The 17739-nt window shown below is 45.9% G+C and carries 19 protein-coding genes; 7 read left to right on the forward strand and 12 right to left on the reverse strand.

What is annotated here, in order from left to right; translation table 11 throughout:
* Positions 1-358: 358 nt before the first annotated feature.
* Positions 359-739, reverse strand: coding sequence for a winged helix-turn-helix transcriptional regulator (locus ACFVS2_RS32830; RefSeq protein WP_390240693.1), 381 nt, complete (start codon positions 737-739; stop codon positions 359-361).
* 246 nt (positions 740-985) lie between these two features.
* Here ACFVS2_RS32830 and ACFVS2_RS32835 point away from each other — a divergent pair, with 246 nt between their 5' ends.
* Complete coding sequence (locus ACFVS2_RS32835; protein WP_390240695.1) at positions 986-1648, forward strand: NAD(P)H-dependent oxidoreductase; 663 nt, start codon at positions 986-988, stop codon at positions 1646-1648.
* Positions 1649-1707: 59 nt separating this feature from the next.
* Here ACFVS2_RS32835 and ACFVS2_RS32840 read toward each other — a convergent pair whose 3' ends face one another.
* Positions 1708-1986 carry a hypothetical protein gene (locus tag ACFVS2_RS32840; RefSeq protein WP_390240697.1) on the reverse strand — a complete coding sequence of 93 codons (279 nt, stop codon included), beginning with the start codon at positions 1984-1986 and terminating at the stop codon, positions 1708-1710.
* A 54-nt stretch (positions 1987-2040) separates the two neighbouring features.
* Here ACFVS2_RS32840 and ACFVS2_RS32845 point away from each other — a divergent pair, with 54 nt between their 5' ends.
* The gene (locus ACFVS2_RS32845) at positions 2041-2421 is read left to right on the forward strand and encodes a hypothetical protein (protein WP_390240699.1); all 381 of its coding nucleotides are present in this window, start codon (positions 2041-2043) and stop codon (positions 2419-2421) included.
* 379 nt (positions 2422-2800) lie between these two features.
* Positions 2801-3442: a hypothetical protein gene (locus ACFVS2_RS32850; RefSeq protein WP_390240700.1), complete on the forward strand. Its 642-nt coding sequence runs from the start codon at positions 2801-2803 to the stop codon at positions 3440-3442.
* 53 nt (positions 3443-3495) lie between these two features.
* Here the strand turns inward: ACFVS2_RS32850 and ACFVS2_RS32855 are convergent, their stop codons facing one another.
* Positions 3496-4263: a tetratricopeptide repeat protein gene (locus ACFVS2_RS32855; protein WP_390240701.1), complete on the reverse strand. Its 768-nt coding sequence runs from the start codon at positions 4261-4263 to the stop codon at positions 3496-3498.
* A 176-nt stretch (positions 4264-4439) separates the two neighbouring features.
* On the opposite strand from ACFVS2_RS32855, the gene ACFVS2_RS32860 reads away from it, so the two are divergent.
* The gene (locus ACFVS2_RS32860) at positions 4440-5297 is read left to right on the forward strand and encodes an SDR family NAD(P)-dependent oxidoreductase (protein ID WP_390240703.1); all 858 of its coding nucleotides are present in this window, start codon (positions 4440-4442) and stop codon (positions 5295-5297) included.
* A 63-nt stretch (positions 5298-5360) separates the two neighbouring features.
* Here ACFVS2_RS32860 and ACFVS2_RS32865 read toward each other — a convergent pair whose 3' ends face one another.
* A complete protein-coding gene (locus ACFVS2_RS32865) occupies positions 5361-5870 on the reverse strand; it encodes a DUF2165 family protein (RefSeq protein ID WP_390240705.1) in 510 nt (169 codons plus the stop codon).
* Positions 5871-6147: 277 nt separating this feature from the next.
* Here ACFVS2_RS32865 and pdxR point away from each other — a divergent pair, with 277 nt between their 5' ends.
* A complete protein-coding gene (gene pdxR / locus ACFVS2_RS32870; protein WP_173616879.1) occupies positions 6148-7611 on the forward strand; it encodes a MocR-like pyridoxine biosynthesis transcription factor PdxR in 1464 nt (487 codons plus the stop codon).
* 502 nt (positions 7612-8113) lie between these two features.
* Here pdxR and ACFVS2_RS32875 read toward each other — a convergent pair.
* The 8 genes from ACFVS2_RS32875 to cyoA form a co-directional block, all read right to left on the reverse strand.
* Positions 8114-9070, reverse strand: a complete 957-nt coding sequence (locus ACFVS2_RS32875; protein ID WP_173616880.1) for a carbon-nitrogen hydrolase family protein — start codon at positions 9068-9070, stop codon at positions 8114-8116.
* A gap of 64 nt (positions 9071-9134) precedes the next feature.
* Positions 9135-9707, reverse strand: coding sequence for an SCO family protein (locus ACFVS2_RS32880; RefSeq protein WP_173616881.1), 573 nt, complete (start codon positions 9705-9707; stop codon positions 9135-9137).
* A gap of 15 nt (positions 9708-9722) precedes the next feature.
* A complete protein-coding gene (locus ACFVS2_RS32885; RefSeq protein ID WP_390240707.1) occupies positions 9723-10049 on the reverse strand; it encodes a c-type cytochrome in 327 nt (108 codons plus the stop codon).
* 36 nt (positions 10050-10085) lie between these two features.
* Entirely contained in the window at positions 10086-10952 is an 867-nt protein-coding gene (gene cyoE, locus ACFVS2_RS32890; protein WP_390240709.1) for a heme o synthase, read from the reverse strand.
* Positions 10953-10979: 27 nt separating this feature from the next.
* Entirely contained in the window at positions 10980-11312 is a 333-nt protein-coding gene (gene cyoD / locus ACFVS2_RS32895; protein ID WP_007723955.1) for a cytochrome o ubiquinol oxidase subunit IV, read from the reverse strand.
* Complete coding sequence (gene cyoC / locus ACFVS2_RS32900) at positions 11313-11909, reverse strand: cytochrome o ubiquinol oxidase subunit III (protein WP_007723957.1); 597 nt, start codon at positions 11907-11909, stop codon at positions 11313-11315.
* Positions 11909-13882 carry a cbb3-type cytochrome c oxidase subunit I gene (locus tag ACFVS2_RS32905; protein WP_390240712.1) on the reverse strand — a complete coding sequence of 658 codons (1974 nt, stop codon included), beginning with the start codon at positions 13880-13882 and terminating at the stop codon, positions 11909-11911. The genes cyoC and ACFVS2_RS32905 overlap by 1 nt, the downstream gene beginning before the upstream one ends.
* A gap of 36 nt (positions 13883-13918) precedes the next feature.
* On the reverse strand, positions 13919-14824 hold the full coding sequence (gene cyoA, locus ACFVS2_RS32910; RefSeq protein ID WP_390240714.1) for a ubiquinol oxidase subunit II: 906 nt from the start codon (positions 14822-14824) through the stop codon (positions 13919-13921).
* 260 nt (positions 14825-15084) lie between these two features.
* On the opposite strand from cyoA, the gene ACFVS2_RS32915 reads away from it, so the two are divergent.
* Both ACFVS2_RS32915 and ACFVS2_RS32920 read left to right on the forward strand, forming a co-directional pair.
* Entirely contained in the window at positions 15085-16605 is a 1521-nt protein-coding gene (locus ACFVS2_RS32915; protein WP_390240716.1) for a spore germination protein, read from the forward strand.
* Positions 16606-16611: 6 nt separating this feature from the next.
* The gene (locus tag ACFVS2_RS32920) at positions 16612-17736 is read left to right on the forward strand and encodes a Ger(x)C family spore germination protein (RefSeq protein ID WP_390240718.1); all 1125 of its coding nucleotides are present in this window, start codon (positions 16612-16614) and stop codon (positions 17734-17736) included.
* Positions 17737-17739: the final 3 nt, after the last annotated feature.

Here is a 17739-nt window from a genome sequence, read left to right on the forward strand (position 1 = left end):
CTTTCTTTGGCATGCGGAAAATTCTGTTGATAACTGCACCAGATTCATACATAGGATGAATCGACAGATCATCTTTACAGAACCACCAGAATACCCTTACCTACAATATTGGGAAATTTTGGTAACATGTTAACTTTTTCTATAAATCGGGGACTTTTTTATAATTAGCCAATAAAACGGAATGGATGGAACATGCTTTCGGCACCCCATAAAGAAAAAATCCCGCCCTCATGATGAGAAACGGGATCACCTATGTTTATTTGAATGCCTTTCCTGTTACCGCATCCAGCCTAAAGCCAGAAATCGTGTCCACCGGGAGGTTACAAAATAAAAAAACCACCCTTTCAGGTGGCGGTTTTCATGACCCGTGAGCAGTAGATAGAGACTCTTCTGGTGCCTCTGTTTGAAAATGTTCTCCCCATTCTCGCAAATACTCAATGACAGGTCCCAAGCCTTGCCCTAGCTCGGTCAACTCGTACTCTACTTTTGGCGGAACGACCGGATACACTTCACGCTTGACGATTCCTGCTTCCTCCAACTCCCGCAATTGTTCTGCCAGCATTTTATGATTCACACCGATTATATTTTTCTTTAATTCTCCGTACCTTTTTTTCCCTTTGAACAGCTGACAAATGATTGATACCTTCCATCGTCCCGCAAAAACCGAGACGGCAAGCTCGATCGGGCAAGGATATTCCTTGCCATTTAATAGGTACCTCATCGCTAGTTTCTTCTTCATCCCACTCACTTCCCTTTTCGTAAGTATTAACCGAAAAAGTGCGTACTTACTTTTGTTTAGTGTATTCGGTATGCTCAGTTTTGTAAAACACTTTTAAAGGAGGGAGCTCATGTAAAAGTAAGTGCGGGTAGGCCCAGTCGACATCGCTTACGCAGTGGAGGGAAACGGTCCCGCTCTGCTATTGATCCACGCCAGCCCATTTTCTATCAACGGTTTCATAAACCTATTCGAAAGAAGGATGACATCATGCGTAAAGACCAAATCATAGAAGCCTATCAATTCAGACATGCCTGCAAGGAGTTTGATGCAGCTAAAAAAATTACGAATGAAGACTTTGATTTTATTATGGAGACTGCTCGCCTGTCACCTAGCTCCTTTGGTTTTGAACCATGGAACTTCCTCGTGCTACAAGATTCGACGCTTAGAGAGAAGCTGTTACCCGTCGCATGGGGTGCGCAAAAACAACTGCCGACCGCAAGCCATTTTGTCATCGTATTGGCTCGGACCAAACAAGAAATGGCCGCTGATTCCGAATATATCCAACATATGATGAAAGACACGCAGGACTTGCCAGAAAACGTCGTACAGCAAAAAGGCGCTGCTTACGATCACTTCCTGAAAAACGATTTCGCCCTGTTTGATGACGAGCGAGTCATGTTCGAATGGGCCTCCAGACAGACCTACATCGCGCTTGGCAATATGATGACGTCTGCTGCGATGATCGGCATTGATTCCTGCCCCATTGAAGGCTTTGCAAAAGAAAAGGTTGAGGATATCCTTGCAGCGGAGGGGCTTCTCGACAGAGAACGCTTCGGCATCGCTTGCATGGTGGCTTTTGGCTATCGGAAAAATGAACCCCGTGCGAAAACCAGACAAGCGAAAGAAGAGATTATTCGTTTTATCGGATAAAACCAGCGATTGGCTGTACGTAAAAAGCATTCGAATTCCGAATGCTTTTTGACGTTTACTTACTCATCCGTATACTGAAAGCCTACGATACGACCTGCTTCATCCACAGAGATCGTGATTCCCTTGCCTGTAGCTGGACGGAACGTCACCTCTACTGTCACAAAGCCATACTCATAGTCTTCAAAAATGGCACCGCCACCGCCCTGCTCGACCTTTGCCTCTACTTTATACTGACTTGCTTGATCGCCCACCAGCTGTTTCAGAAAAGCAGCTGCTTTCTCTATTGCCACCTTCTCTACTGGGAGCTTTTTCGACACCCAATCTAGATTTTGGATCATTACTTTACTCAATTCGTTTGTACGGGTATCCATGATAACGAAAGCTTAGACAGTGTGTACCGCCTCCTGCAGGAAACGGATGCCGAACCCATTATTTTGTATCCCGGCGATACGTGGACGCCACATGAAGCTCATGATCCTGAGAAGGCGCTCTCCCTCTACGCACAAGACTATGAGAAGATGGCTTCCTCTCCCACTCTCCTTCCTTCGGTCAAAATCGAATCGGACAAGCTCTTCGAGGCTGGCTTGGACTTCAAGGAACAGATTCGGAAAAATAATCATTCGCTGTTTCTCTCTATCGTTAGGCCCGTTACCTTTTATTTGTCAGACTCTCAAAAAACATTTCGCTTTTCCCTAGCAGATGGGTTGATCGAATCCCCATGCGATCCACTCGATTGTGATATGAGGATGGAGTACACTGCGCATCAATGGTAGACTGCAAGCGCCAAAAGGTCGGAATGACCGTTTCAAGCGCTTTGTCATGCTCGGGCATGTGGCACAGCTGAACAATTTCGGTATTTATATGGGGTGGAACGGGGCGTTTGTCCGTTTTGCGGTAAATTATTTGGGAGAGAAGATTCGCAACCGCTATATTACGACACACAATATTTGAAAATAGGAAAATACGCCCATTTTGTCGTTGTATGAATGGGTGTATTTTGTCCTAGACCCCTTGAGTATGTAAGAGAGCAGAGTTAATGATAGAATATTCACAATTAACCTCTTGTATTTCCAGTATTATGCACCCCATGATAGAATCGGTAAGGAAATTCCGTACATTTCCAATTATGTATAAAAAGGTGGATCTATTCAGATGAAAAAACTAGTATCCGTAGCTTTGTTGCTCTCCATGTTGGCTGTCTCTGCTTGTTCAAACAAGCCAGCTGATACTAAGCCAGCTGAGCAAAATGCAACACAAACCACAGAAGCCGCTAAACCAACTGAAGCTCCAAAAACAGATTCTGCTACACCAGCGCCAACAACAAACGACAAGCTGGAAGCGAAAAAAGTTCTGAACGACAAAGTGGAAATCTTGATTCCAAAAGGCTTTACTGTCATGTCTGATGAGATGGCAAAAGAAAAATACCCAATGGAAAATCGTCCTTCCTTGATTTATACCGATGAAAAAGGTTCCATTAACATTGCGTTTAGTCATACAGAAACACCTATTCAAGACAGCCTTCTCAAAGACATGAAGGATCCGATGAAACAAGCGTTCTCCAACATGTACCAAGATGCAACCTGGTATCGCGATGAAGTAATCCAAATCAATGGGAAAAACGTTGGTGTGTTCGAACTGCTGACTCCTGCTGCTGATACGAAAATTTACAACCTCATTTTCTTTACAGAGCTCGACGGCAAAATGCTGATGACCACTTTCAATTGCACCGAGGCACAAATGGAAGAGTGGAAGCCGCTCGCACAAGAAATTTTGATGTCTTATAAAGTGCAATAAGAAAACAACGCTTCCCCCTCATAAAGTAAAAGCACCCTCTCATGGGTGCTTTTTTAGCTTTTTCTTTTTGCTGCATCCAACTCTTTCTTCCAACGAAGCAGGGCCTCCCGAGAAGGATACGGATTGGGAAACTGCAATGCTTGCTCGATGGATTGAAAAGCTTGAGCATGCATTCCTGCTTTTCTTTGCGCGTCCCCCAGGTAGTACCAATACCTCGCCGAATCGCTCTCTTCAAGGACAGACTCATAGTAGGCAACCATCTTCTGAAAATAATAGGGATAGACATCGGCTGCGATTACCAGACTTCCTGCGTCCCACCTATACACCTCTACTTGAAACGCTTTTCCACTATCATGTAGCCACAGAGCAAGCTCAGCGTTGCCATCCATTCCATTAACCCCCGGCATGTCTTCCACCTCAACTCTGCTTGCTCGTGTCTCCTGATGGAGCATGTGCATAAATCCATTCGCCGACCACTGCAAAATATCTATGTTCGACCATACCCCGCCTATTTGCCACCCAATCAATAAGCTATTCATTTGGGCATCGACAATGGGAGCAGCCAATAATTCGGAAACCGTATAGCCTTGTCCTTTGAAATTGCCGATTGGATGCCAGCGATTCTCATCCTGCTTGGCGACCATGACGTACATTTCGCCATGGTTGCGATAAACACAGGCTATTTCCTGACGATTATCACCATCGAGATCAGCGACGATAACGGCTGGTTGATCGTGCGGCTTTGGCATGACCACTAGTTCTGCCGTAGGAGGTATCAAGCTCTTTATGACGCTCCAATGCTGCGTTCCGATTCGCTTCATATTGGTCTCACCCATCTTTCTAGTCTCACCAAAATATATGCTACTTTTTTCACCACATGCTCGCAGTATCCCAGATTGCACTCATTCACAAATATAAATAGACATTTAATTAAAATGTCTATTATAATCAAAACATTAACCAAGTGTGTTTGAGTTTCGTTTAAAGGAGGTATGTCATGAAGCAGTTTGAAAACAAAGTAGCGGTCATTACCGGAGCGGCCAGCGGTATCGGTTTCGCATTGGCAACACGCTGTGCTGAGGAGCAGATGAAGGTTGTTCTTGCCGATGTAGAAGTAGCGGCGCTCCAACGAGTAGAGCAGGAATTACAGGCAGCAGGAGCAACTGTCCTCGCCGTCGTAACGGACGTAAGCAAAGAAAAGGATATCCAGATGCTTGCACAGAAAACGCTAGACTCGTTCGGTGCTGTCCATCTATTGTTCAATAATGCAGGGGTTGGCGGAGGCTCGACAATCTGGCAAAGCACCTTTGCTGATTGGCAATGGGTCGTGAATGTGAACTTGTGGGGTGCCATTCACGCTACACAAATTTTCGTACCCATGATGTTAAAACAAGGGACTGAATGCCACATCGTGAACACCGCCTCTCTCGCTGGCCTAGAGTCCGGACCAGGGAATAGCATTTATCGTGTAAGCAAGCATGCGTTAGTCAGTCTGTCGGAAACCCTCTACCACGAATTGAAAATGATCCAATCCAAAATCGGTGTTTCCGTTTTATGCCCCGGATTTGTTCAAACGCAAATATGTGACGCCCATCGCAATCGTCCAGCCGAGTACAGCAAACCAGGAGATATCGTGGAGCCGTCACCGATGACCACCGCCATCGACCAGTTCATTCGTTCAGGTGTCGAGCAAGGAATTTCTCCAAAAGAAGTAGCTGATCACACCTTCCTGGCGATCAAGAGCAATCGCTTTTACATTCTGCCAGACCCCTCGTATAGAGAGACTGTGCGTCAGCGAATGGAAGATATTTTGAACCAGCATAACCCGACGTTCGTGATTCCCTCGCATATTTAACTCCGAACGAAAAATGCGATTCAAACAAAAAAGCCACGCTCTCAAAGGAACGTGGCTCTACTACTACCTATCTGTTAATTCTCGATCTCGTAAAGAAACCAAAATCACGAATCCAATCATCACCTCTGTAATGTTAAACGCTACCTGCTGACCATTCCATACTTGTGATTGCCACATAGCGAACCACTCTGCGCCCACAATCGCAAATCCGAAAAACCAGATGCAAAAAGCAACCATGTAAGCGATGTATGCGAATGTTTTCGAGTTATTGAACGTTTTTGCATCCTTCTTTACATTACGCAGCATATTTCCTGTCGCGATCCAACCAAAAAGGGAGAACACCCCTTCCTCAATGATGATTCCGATATAAGCTATAGTGTGAGCAGTAGGATCAGTAATGGCTCGCCACATAAGTGCGTTCCCCTCAAACGTGGTATCCATGGACAGAACATGTTGAACAAATTGATAATTGGAATGGTAGTCCATAAGATTCCCTAAGAAAATGGACGTCCCAAATGCTGCGGATAGTGCTACAACCAAAACCTTCAAATACCGTAACGTCAAATTACTCAATGATGATCACTCCTCCTTTCCCCTATTCCCATATAATGTCTTTACTCATTCTCGATCGGATTGGCACACCCTTTCTCTTTGTAAGAAAAATCCATCTATTTTTATCACGAGTATTCATCACCATTAGATGGAAACCTAATCATACTCATTCGGAAATGAAACCATCTCATTTATGATTTTTTTACTCATCCATGTTCAACAGTTTGGAACGATTTTGTCACATGTATTTTTCTTAACAATGTTATGATGAAATGGATTCCCCCCCATATAACAAACAATGAATATGTGCAAGGTTGTGATTATCATTTGGAAGCCTGATCGGTCGAGCAGTCAAACTCTATACCACCAAATAGCCGATGAGATTGAACGCAGAATTTCATATGGAGAGTTCCCCCCTGGGAGCCTGCTCCCTTCTGAGAGAAAACTGGCTGAGCAACTAGGAGTAAACCGAAGCACTGTTATTTTAGCGTACGAGGAACTTCGGGCATTAGGCATCATCGAGAGCAGAACAGGAAGCGGTACTCGTGTAAGTAAAAATAAATGGGAGGCAACTCCGAAGCATACACCCAACTGGCATCGATATGTAGAAGGTGGTCAATTCCTCCCGAATTTGTCTTATCTGCGGCGGATTAGAGAAGCCTTGCAAAAAGACAGCAGTCTAATCGACTTTGCGAGTGGGGAGTTGTCTTCTCAACTCTCTCCAGGTAAGGAAATCAGTACACTGATGAAGGAAAACCCCTTCACCGAATATTTGGGATACGACAATCCTCAAGGCTTTACGCCATTGCGTGAAGAGCTGGTCTCGTATTTGTCACGATACCGGAATGTGCAGACAACAGACTCTTCTATTCTGATCACGTCGGGTTCTCAACAATCTCTGTATTTGATCACCCAATGTCTGCTTGCACCCGGCGATGCAGTTGCCATCGAAGATCCCTCTTATTCTTACTCGTTGCCTATGTTTCAATCTGCTGGACTTCGCCTGTTCCGCCTTCCTGTCAGCCATAACGGAATTGATCCAGAAGATATTCGAGCCTTGTATAAAAAACATCGGATCAAGATGATCTTTATCAATCCCACTTTTCAAAACCCTACAGGAATTTGTCTTGATCCCACTCGGCGCACGCAGCTGTTGGATGTAGCAAGCGAACTCGGTCTGCCGATTGTAGAGGACGATCCTTTCAGTCTGACTTCCTATGACGGCAAGCCTCCACTGCCACTCAAATCATTGGATCAGCTTGGCTCCGTAGTCTACATTGGTTCCTTTTCCAAAATTGCTGCATCCGGTTTACGAGTCGGTTGGATGGTGGCGCCTCATTCCGTTGTCGAGCGTTTGGCAGATGCCCGCCAGCAGATGGATTTTGGCCTGAGCGTGGTACCACAAAAAATCGCAGCCCAGTTTTTGCATTCCGATAACTTCCTACCACATTTAGAGCGGTTACGTATGCATTTACAGTACAGAAGAGATTTGCTTGTGGAGGCACTGCAAAAAGAGTTGCCCAATGAGCTTTCGTTCACCATTCCCCAAGGCGGATTACACTTGTGGTGTAAAATTAACCCAGATGTGAACGACAACCAATTATTTGAAGAAGCCGTTCGCAGAGGCGTCGTTTTTGTGCCTGGCAGTGTGTATGGCTCAGACTCCGGCTACATTCGCTTTACCTTTGCGCGACCAAAAGAAGAGGAAATTACGCTTGGCGTCTCTAAATTTGCGGCTGCGTTGAAGGCTGTTTTGTCATAAAGATGGTGGTCCGACAACGATTGTGGTCGGAGGAAGCCCTGCCACATGTTTTCCAGTCGCCTGTATCCTCTCTACGTTCGGGCGGTCTCCTTCCAAGCATGTGACAGGACTTTCGTACAGTATTTGTTTATTTCAAGCTTCTAAACTGTTTTGCTGGTCAAGACAGGAAGCTTTAATTTTCTTTTTTTACTACTTGAATTTACCTGCAAGGAAGTTGCCAAAGCTACGTAGGAGAAGCGCATTTCCAGTCCAAGCGCCTCTGGAGCCCATCCCAGCGTAGGAACAAATGGCGGGGAATTTCAGCTTCACTTATGGAATACTTCATTGAAACTTCTACGTTTGAAGCGCTCCCGCCATTTGTTCCGAAGCGGTCAGTTTTAACCCCTTGCGGGGCGTAGGTTGAAGCGTAGACTGGAAATGCGCTTCTCCTCCGCTACAGCAATTAAAAGACCTCCACAGCTTTTATCAAGCACTGGAGGTCTTCTGCATTTTAAAAACGGACTTATTTCATCCACTTCACATTCTCTTTTTTCTCTTCATTCACCAACAACGTAAAAACATCCGGTCGCGAGTAATGTCCAACAACATCAAAATCGAATTGGCTATAAGCGATATCGCGAATGTCCAGATCAGCGTAGAGAATCTCCTCCCGACCAAAAACAGGCTCGACGATATAGTCACCCAATGGCCCCACAATCGCACTTCCACCTCTGCTCATCTCGTCTGGAGAAGAAGCCAGATCGTCGTAGCAAGCCAAATCAGTTGGATACATATCTTTTGTTACGTACTGATTGCTCGATAAGACGAAGCATCTGCCTTCCAATGCGATATGGCGGATGGTAGCTTGCCATGCATCTCTCGCATCAGCTGTTGGCGCGATGTAGATTTGAACGCCTTTTGCATACATTGCTGCTCGCGCTAACGGCATATAATTCTCCCAACAAATCAGGGCCCCGATCTTACCGTAAGGAGTATCGAATACCGGCAAAGTACTTCCGTCCCCTTCGCCCCAAATCAATCGTTCGGATGCAGTCGGCTTCAGCTTGCGATGCACGCCAAGCAACTCACCATCTGGTCCGAAAAATAAGACGGAACAATATAAGGTGCCACCGCTATTTTCATTGTCTCTCTCGATCACACCAATGACGAGATACACACCAGCCTTGCGCGCTGCCTCCCCGAGCTTGTCTGTCTCTTCACTCGGGACGACAATCGAATTGTCCCAATAACGAAACCAGTCTTTACGCCCCTCAGGGGAACGACTGCCAACTTTTGCTCCAAATGTAAGTCCTCTCGGATACGCAGGGATAAAAGCTTCGGGAAAAACAACGATTTTCGCTCCTTTTTCGCCTGCTTCCAATGTCAGTGAAACCGCCTTTTCCGTACTTCCATCACGATCCATTATGACCGAAGCAGCTTGAACAACTGCTACTCGTACGTTATGTTGCTGAATTGACATGTTACATCCCCTCCCAAATAGAGAATCTGTCTTTCCTATTATTCGGCGTACCCGACTGGCTCCCCTACTCCTGCAACGCTTTCATATCCTCGATAATTTGATTGTAAGGCACGTCCGTCATTCCTTCATAACGGTTAACCACTGTTCCCTTTTGATCAACCAAGTATAAAAACGTGTCGTGGATGATTTGATCGGAATTAGGGTCCTTTTCTATCGGAGTCTTGAATGACTTGAGAATAAACGTTTTGATCTCATCAAATCCATAGCCAGTCAATGCATGCCAATTGGAGAAGTCAGCATTGAATTTACCCAGATATGACTTCAATGCCTCTGGCGTATCTCTTCCTGGATCAACCGAGAAGGAAACAAACTCCACATCAACGCCCGCTTCTTTTGCTTTTTTCTGCAATTCAGCCATGTTTGCTGTCATCGTAGGACAAACGGTTCCACAATACGTAAAGACAAAGTTTGCAACCCATACCTTATTTTCCAGGTCTTTCGATGAAAAAGGCTTCCCTTCCTGGTCCGTATAAGCAAATTCATGAACCGGATAGTTGTAATCAAATCTTGCTGGACCACACGCAGTTACCAAAACCATCAGGATACTGAGCATGATCAACCAAGCTGTTTTTTTCATTGTACCGCCCCTCTCCTATTCTTTTTTCTCAGAGAGCCACTTCGCTAACTGGCCGATTTCTTCTGCGCTGAGTACATTTTCATAACCAGGCATGCCATTTGCGCCGACCGTAATTATTTCAATGAGTTTTTCCTCCGTCATTTTCGAGCCAACTTGCTGCAAGCCTGGACCTACCCTGCCGGATAAATCGTTACCGTGGCAGCTCATGCAATTATTTTTGTATAGCTTCATCGCACTTTTATCTGCATCTGCAACTTCTGTTTGCTCTTCTGTTGCACCACTTCCGCATGCAGTTACGAGCAAGAACAGAGAACCGATCATTAGATACTTGATAGCTTTCATGGAACTCCCTACCCTTCCTACGGGAATGACTATCCCTTACAAAAAGGGACGGCCTGTCGTATCCACTACCATGCACACAAACACAATCATCAAATAATTAATCGAGATGAAAAAATTCGTCTTCGCCCATTTTTCCGTATTCTCCGACACAATCCCAATAATCGTATGCCCCATCCATACCATTCCGAATAGGAAGGAAACAGCGAAAAAGATAATCCCTACGTACCCCAACACATACATAATCGTTACCGTTGGCAATAGCAACACTACGTACGGAATCATTTGCAGCTTGGTCCGCTTGATCCCCTTCATTACTGGGAGAAGAGGAAATCCAGCCGCTGTATACTCGTCTACACGTCTAATGGCAAGCGACCAGAAATGAGCAGGCTGCCACAAGAAGAGCAAAGCGAACAAAAGCCACGCTCCTGCGTCAATCTCATTCGTATAGGCACAATACCCCATCACAGGCGGCATTGCCCCGGACACTCCACCAATGGACGTGCTCCAAGTGGACGTTCTTTTGAGCCAGATGGTGTAAACGACTACGTATACGAACATCCCGAACAATCCGAGCCAACCTACTAACGCATTGACTTTATAAAATAGCACCAGCTCTCCCACAAGACCGAGAACCAGGGCGTACAGCAGTACGCCCCCAGGTTTCAGTCGTCCAGTAGCAAGTGGTCGGTCTTTCGTACGGGTCATTTTTTGGTCAAGCTGCCAGTCCCAAATGTTATTTAACACGCAGGACGAAGCCATTGTGAGTGTGGTCCCGATCATCAGCCATAACAAGAGCATCCAATCCGGCTCCCACTTACTCGCTACCCAATACCCACCGAATGCCGCTACCAGATTTAGTTGAAGAATGCGGGGCTTAGTGAGCTGTATCCAATCTGCTAGCATCTCCTACCCCCGATTGAATTTACGTCATTATAGTGCGACCATGTTGTACATCATGATCCAGATGGAACCAATCACGATGAGGAATACGATAAACAACCCGAGTAAAAGCGACATCAAGTTGTAGCGTGGTTTATCCTCTTCTTTCAGATGCATGAAGAAGAATAACTGGACAATAAACTGGAACAAAGCTGCTACTAAATAGATGATGAGTCTCTTATCACTATCCAACCATCCGTTCTCTAGGGCCAAGATGGGAATGATTGTGAGTACAAGCGACAAGACGAAACCGATCACATACGATTTCAGGGAACCATGACCGCCATGTTGTTCTGTCGTGCCATGCACAGATTGCTTGCTCAATTAATTCACCCCCATCACATACACGATGGTGAAGACGAAAATCCAAACAACATCAAGGAAATGCCAGAACAAGCTGATGATGTTTACTTTTCTTTTCGTTACGGGTGTAATGCCGTGCTTCGCGATTTGCATGATGACGATGATCATCCACCCTAATCCGAGCGCCACGTGCAATCCATGCGTTCCTACCAAGGTGTAAAAAGCAGTCAGGAATGCACTCGTGCTAATCGTAGCCCCTTCGCCTACCAGATGTATGAACTCATTGATTTCCAGGAACAAGAAGGATGCTCCCAAAAATATGGTAACTCCCAGCCAGTTCATCAAAGCAAGACGATTACCCTTATTCATAGCGAGAATCGCAAGACCGCTCGTAAAGCTACTGGTCAGCAAAATAAACGTACTCGCGTAAATACCATTCATCTGAAACAGATCTTTTGGACCTGGACCACCATCCGTGCTCCCTTGCAGTACGATATAAGTCGCAAACAAGGTAGCGAACAAGATAACATCCGTCATGAGGTAGATCCAAAAGGCAAACGTGCGCAATTCCTCTTGGTCTGGATGATGATCATGGTGTCCAGCATTCACATTAGCCATTACGTAATCACCCTCCCTGCTTCCGCCTCTGTACGTTTAATCTCTTCCACCGTGACGTAATAGTCCGTGTCGTAGTTAAACGAGTGAACAACCATACAACCAATCACACCGATAAATCCTGGTACAGCCATCCATAGCCAGTCAAAAATCAAACCGAATCCGACAAAGAACCAGAACATGGACATTACAATCGGAATACCGGAGTTTTTCGGCATATGAATCGGTTCTAGCTCTACTTTCGCCGGCTTTTCCAAGCCTTGCTCGATACGTAGTTTTCTTTCATGCCAATCATCTTGAGACGTTACCTGCGGCATTACGGCAAAGTTATAGAACGGAGCTGGAGAAGGAATCGACCACTCCAACGTACGAGCATTCCATGGGTCTCCTGTTGTATCTCTCTTCATATGTTTGATGCTGTGTGCAATGTCCCAAATTTGGACAAGGAATGCAGCACCCATGATTACGGCACCGATCGTCGATACCAGGTTCATTTCGAACCAGCCTTTGTCCCAGCCGTACGAATAAAGACGACGCGTCATTCCCATCAAGCCCAGCGCATATTGCGGCATGAAGCACAGATAGAACCCGATGTTCCACAGCCAGAAAGCCCAACGACCTATACGCTCATTCAGCTTGAAGCCGAAAATCTTCGGCCACCAGTAATACAAGCCCGCGAAGAATCCAAATACGACACCCGCAATAATTACCTGGTGGAAGTGGGCAACGAGGAAGTAGCTATTGTGATACTGGAAGTCAGCAGGTGCCACGGACAGAAGTACACCCGTCATCCCACCGATGACGAAGTTCGGGATAATCCCGACCATCCACAGCATCGGCGTTTCGAACGTAATTTTTCCTCGGAACATCGTAAACAGCCAGTTAAACACTTTCACACCCGTCGGAATCGCAATCAACATCGTCGTGACCGCGAAGAAGGCATTGACGTCCGCACCTGAGCCCATTGTGAAGAAATGATGCGCCCATACGAGGAACGAGAGAACACTAATGATGATCATGGCAAACACCATGGATTTGTAACCAAACAGCTTTTTCCGAGAGAACGTCGCCACGATCTCGGAGAAAATCCCGAACGCTGGCAGAACGATAATGTAAACTTCCGGGTGACCCCACATCCAAATCAAGTTGATGTACATCATCGGATTTCCGCCGCCATCCAATGTGAAGAAGTGTCCACCCAAATAGCGGTCGATAAACAGCAGTGCCAATGTAACAGTCAAGATTGGGAATGCGAAAACGATCGCGATACAACTCGACAAAACTGACCAGGAAAACATCGGCATTTTCATCAAAGTCATACCAGGAGCACGCACTTTCAAGATCGTCACAATAAAGTTAATCCCGGTCATCAAACTACCTATACCTGAAATCTGAATCCCCCAAATGTAGAAATCCTGACCTGGTCCCGGGTTAAAGGCTAACTCCGAATACGGCGGATAAGCCAGCCATCCTGCATCCGGGGAACCCCCAATGACGAAGGACAAGTTAAACAGCATCGCCCCTGAGAAAAACAACCAGAAGCTGAGCGAATTCAGAAACGGAAACGCTACGTCACGTGCACCGAGTTGCAGCGGCACGATGACATTGAACAAACCAAACATGAGGGGCATCGCCATAAACAGAATCATGATAACGCCATGCGTCGTAAAAATCTGGTTGTAGTGATCCCCACTCAAAAACTGCATCTCAGGCATGGCGAGCTGAGCTCGCATCAGGAGAGCATCTACCCCTCCTCGAAACAGCATGAGAACGGAAGCGAGAATGTACATGATACCGATCTTCTTGTGATCGACAGTTGTCAGCCATTCGCGCCAGAGCCATCCCCATTTTTTAAAGTAAGTCAGCACCGATACGATTGCGATCATACTGAGCACAATGCTGACGTCCGCACCGTAAATAAGTGGATCGCCTGTTACGAAAAATTCAGAGGCGAATTCTTTCACACTCTCCCACATCGTTGTCTCTCTCCTCCCTCTTTCAATTTCAACCGACTATTCTTTCACCCGCGCTGGCGGTTGCACTCTCGTAGATAAGCCGTGATTGTGTGAAGCAGCATACTTGGTCACAGTCATCTCGTACAATCCTTCAGGGAAAGCGGAGAAATAGCGTACATCCGATGTTCCTTGTTTGGTCAGCTCTTTGTAACCATCCAGCGTCAGCTCAGGGGAAGTATTTTTCACCTGATTCACCCATTGATCAAAGTCTTCTTGGGAAGTCGCATTCGCTGTAAAGAACATCTTCGCAAATTCTTTTCCGGTAAAGTTCGCACCAGATCCCATGTACTCACCCTGCTCATCTGCTTGCAGGTAGAGAGTCATAGACATGCCGGACATAGCATAAATCTGACCACCAAGCTGTGGAATCCAGAATGAATTCATCGGAGCGTCAGATGTCACTTCGAATCGGACTGGCACATCCTCTGGGAACTGCACATAGTTCACAGTGGCAATGCCTTGTTCAGGATATTGGAATAGCCACTTCCAATCCAAATTCGTCACTTGGATCGTGATCGGTTTCTTCTCGGATTCCAATGGCTTGGATGGCTCCAACGAATACGTATACCGAACTGTCACGATCCCAATTAACGTAATAATGATGATGGGAATGCCCCACCAAATGATTTCCAGTTTCGTACTGTGTTCCCAATTAGGCGTGTACTTCGCCTTTCTTCCTTTTCTGTCACGGTATCGCCATACAATGACAAAAGTAAGAATTAGTACAGGAACAATCACAATTAACGTTAAAAGCGTGGATAAAATCATTAAGTCCTTTTGCTGTTCACCAATGGGTCCTTTCGGATCGAGCACGATATAGTTATCAGCGCAACCGGTCGTCAAGAACAGCAGGATGAACATGAACAAAAATGACATACAGCGTACTGTCTTGGACGTCTTCATGTCCTTGTCCTCATCTCCTATCACCATGCACAGGGTGCTATTGAAACAAGTCTTACTCTAAAGCCGGACCAATAGAGTGTCACCAGCCAATGACAAAGTGGATCAACCAGCCATGTTCAAGAATCCGCTGCATTTTGGACACTTTTTGGACATAAAAAAGCCCTTCTCACGCAAGAAGGTCCTTATCTAGTCGAATGGAATTGGAAATCGATGGGTACCCTAAGATCACTTCCATCTCATTACTGATTAGGTGAAGCGACGTGATCAAAAAGTTTCGGAGAAAGCTATCCATCCATCAATTCAAACAGAACCAGGAACCACAAGAAACTCCCCTCCAGGAGGATCTTCAAGCAAATGTGACCACTGTTCGGAGTCATTTTGGCTTCACGAGTGATCTAGCCGTCCGAACCATTTGGCTTGGGACAAATCAGTCACACCAAGCATCTTTGCTGTTCTTAAAAGGCATGTCGAATCAAGACGTAATGGATCGGGATGTCATTAGACCGCTGATGAATACCATTGGCGATCTCAACGAGGACATGATTGATCATATGATGAATGCTGTTCTGCATGTCTCGCTGGCGTGGAAGGAAAACACACTTGAAAAAGTACTCGAGCAGCTTGCCCGCGGATATATCGTGCTTTTTATTCATAACCAAGCACAATGTATTATTATCGGAGCCAAATCGCTTGGACAAAGAAGTGTGGAAGAGCCTGCCAAAGAAGCAGTCATTCGCGGTCCACGTGAAGGCTTTATTGAAACGATTGACACAAATCTCTCACTCATTCGCAAAAGATATCACAATCCCAATCTCCAAATTGAAACCTACTGGATCGGTACACAATCGAATACAAGGGTATGTCTCGCCTATGTCCGAGGAATTGTGAAGGAAGAATTGGTCGATGAGGTGAGAAAGCGCCTATCTGTCATAAAAATGGATGCCATCTTGGACTCCGGCTATATCGAGCAATGGATCGAAGACGAACCGTATTCTATTTTCCCAACCATCTTCAACAGTGAGAAACCGGACATCCTGGTAGCCAAGATTTTGGAGGGGCGTGTCGCTATTTTAGTGGACGGCAGTCCAGTTGCCCTCATGGTACCAGCCACGTTTCAAGAGTTTTTTCAAAACCCGGAGGATTACTATTCCCGCCCTTTCTACGCCAGCTTTTTGCGCTTGCTTCGCTATGCAGCATTTTTTGTCTCAGCATTTCTCCCATCTCTCTATATATCTTTCGAAAATTTCCACAAGGACTTAGTCCCCCCCACGTTGTTGTTCAGTTTTATCAATGCCAGAGAAGGGGTTCCGTTCCCTTTACCCATCGAGCTGCTTCTTATGGCGATCGTGTATGAATGGCTGCGTGAGGCTGGGGTCCGCATGCCTCGCCCCATCGGACAAGCTGTCAGCATCGTAGGAGCTTTAGTCATTGGTGAGGCGGCCGTTAGTGCGGGATTAGTTGGGGCGCCGACCGTTATTATCATTGCCGCGTCAGCCATCACTTCGTTTATTTTCCCTGCCGTCTCTGACGTGGTGGTCATTCTACGATTCGTTTCGATTTTTGCCGCCTCTGCGCTTGGACTTTACGGCAATTTTCTCGTTTTTTATCTGGTTGCTATCTATTTGTGCGATCTGCGTTCGTTTGGGATACCTTATCTTGCTCCTTTAGCTCCTTTGAAACTGCAAGATTGGAAGGACTTCTTTATTCGCTTTCCTCTTTGGTTCATCAAACTAAGCTCTGGTGCTACCCCTTTCCCACTGAAGAAGCAAAAGGGAGAATGATTGATCATGAAGACGCTAACCGCTGTGATAGGCTTGCTGACTGTCATTTTAGGGGGTTGCTGGAATAACATCGAGCTCACTGAGACAAGATTTGTCACGGCAATTGGAATCGACTTGAACGAGGAAGGCCGTTATGTCCTTACTGTGAACGTCATGAAGCCAAGCAGTGGAAAAACGGATGGAGGCTCGGCGGAAAAAAGCGCGATTATCCAATCGACAGGCTATACCATGTTTGACGCAGCCCGAAACATGATCGAGTACTCGGGGTACAAGCTTAGCTATCATCAAATGCAATACGTAGCGATTGGCACGGACGCAGCCAAAAAGGATATCATCGGTCCCCTTGATTTATTTTTTCGCGATCAGGAATTATCCGGGCGTCACTGGGTCATTTATGTCGAAGGGAAAGCGGAAGCTCTCCTGCACACAAAAGGAAATACGAACGACATCCAGCCTCTGCAAATCAACGAAAAAATGTTAGCCAGCCGATCCATTGGCAAATATCCACCCGTACGTTCGCTCGACCTTATGCGCATGATGGCGAGTAAAGAGAAAATAGGCTATCTGCCGATCAGTCATCCCATCCAATCGAAGAAAGAAAGCCGTGAAGCAGGAGCTGTCATTATCAAAGGCGGAAAAGCTATTGCTTCGATCAATGAGACACAGGTGCGCGGATTACTGTGGACAACGGGGAAAATAAAAAGCACGATTGTCATCGTTCCACTCAAGAAACAGGGACAATACGCATCGATTGAGATTATAGGTTCCAAAACAAAAATCCGTCCCGTTCTCGAAAATAATCAGTTACATATCCAGGTGACTGTCCATCCACACGGATATATCGGAAGTCTCAATCATCCCATTCAAATGGACACAGAGACGTATAAATGGTTGCAGACAAAAGTCAATCATGTCATTAGAGATGAGATCCATGAGGCTGTAGCAGTAGCGAAGAAAAACAAGGCCGATATTTTTGGCTTTCATGAATATGTGCATCGCTCGTATCCACAAGTGTGGAAAACCCGGGAAGAACAATGGTCCGCTCACTTTTCAGAGCTAGACGTAAAAGTAAATGTTCAGACCAAGCTCCTCTTAAATGGTCTTCTGGCAGAGCAACTTGGCGAAAAATAAGGA

The organism is Brevibacillus sp. NPDC058079, from assembly GCF_042885155.1.
In the GTDB taxonomy this organism is placed as follows: Bacteria; Bacillota; Bacilli; order Brevibacillales; family Brevibacillaceae; genus Brevibacillus.

What these genes read in the sequence shown, in the direction of transcription:
- ACFVS2_RS32835 (WP_390240695.1), top strand. Translation starts at nt 986, where the DNA reads ATGCGTAAAGACCAAATCATAGAAGCCTATCAATTCAGACATGCCTGC.
- ACFVS2_RS32855 (WP_390240701.1), bottom strand. Translation starts at nt 4,263, where the DNA reads ATGAAGCGAATCGGAACGCAGCATTGGAGCGTCATAAAGAGCTTGATA.
- ACFVS2_RS32840 (WP_390240697.1), bottom strand. Translation starts at nt 1,986, where the DNA reads ATGATCCAAAATCTAGATTGGGTGTCGAAAAAGCTCCCAGTAGAGAAG.
- ACFVS2_RS32905 (WP_390240712.1), bottom strand. Translation starts at nt 13,882, where the DNA reads ATGTGGGAGAGTGTGAAAGAATTCGCCTCTGAATTTTTCGTAACAGGC.
- cyoE (WP_390240709.1), bottom strand. Translation starts at nt 10,952, where the DNA reads ATGCTAGCAGATTGGATACAGCTCACTAAGCCCCGCATTCTTCAACTA.
- cyoC (WP_007723957.1), bottom strand. Translation starts at nt 11,909, where the DNA reads ATGGCTAATGTGAATGCTGGACACCATGATCATCATCCAGACCAAGAG.
- cyoA (WP_390240714.1), bottom strand. Translation starts at nt 14,824, where the DNA reads ATGAAGACGTCCAAGACAGTACGCTGTATGTCATTTTTGTTCATGTTC.
- ACFVS2_RS32885 (WP_390240707.1), bottom strand. Translation starts at nt 10,049, where the DNA reads ATGAAAGCTATCAAGTATCTAATGATCGGTTCTCTGTTCTTGCTCGTA.
- ACFVS2_RS32875 (WP_173616880.1), bottom strand. Translation starts at nt 9,070, where the DNA reads ATGTCAATTCAGCAACATAACGTACGAGTAGCAGTTGTTCAAGCTGCT.
- ACFVS2_RS32920 (WP_390240718.1), top strand. Translation starts at nt 16,612, where the DNA reads ATGAAGACGCTAACCGCTGTGATAGGCTTGCTGACTGTCATTTTAGGG.
- ACFVS2_RS32880 (WP_173616881.1), bottom strand. Translation starts at nt 9,707, where the DNA reads ATGAAAAAAACAGCTTGGTTGATCATGCTCAGTATCCTGATGGTTTTG.
- pdxR (WP_173616879.1), top strand. Translation starts at nt 6,148, where the DNA reads ATGAATATGTGCAAGGTTGTGATTATCATTTGGAAGCCTGATCGGTCG.
- ACFVS2_RS32860 (WP_390240703.1), top strand. Translation starts at nt 4,440, where the DNA reads ATGAAGCAGTTTGAAAACAAAGTAGCGGTCATTACCGGAGCGGCCAGC.
- ACFVS2_RS32830 (WP_390240693.1), bottom strand. Translation starts at nt 739, where the DNA reads ATGAAGAAGAAACTAGCGATGAGGTACCTATTAAATGGCAAGGAATAT.
- ACFVS2_RS32850 (WP_390240700.1), top strand. Translation starts at nt 2,801, where the DNA reads ATGAAAAAACTAGTATCCGTAGCTTTGTTGCTCTCCATGTTGGCTGTC.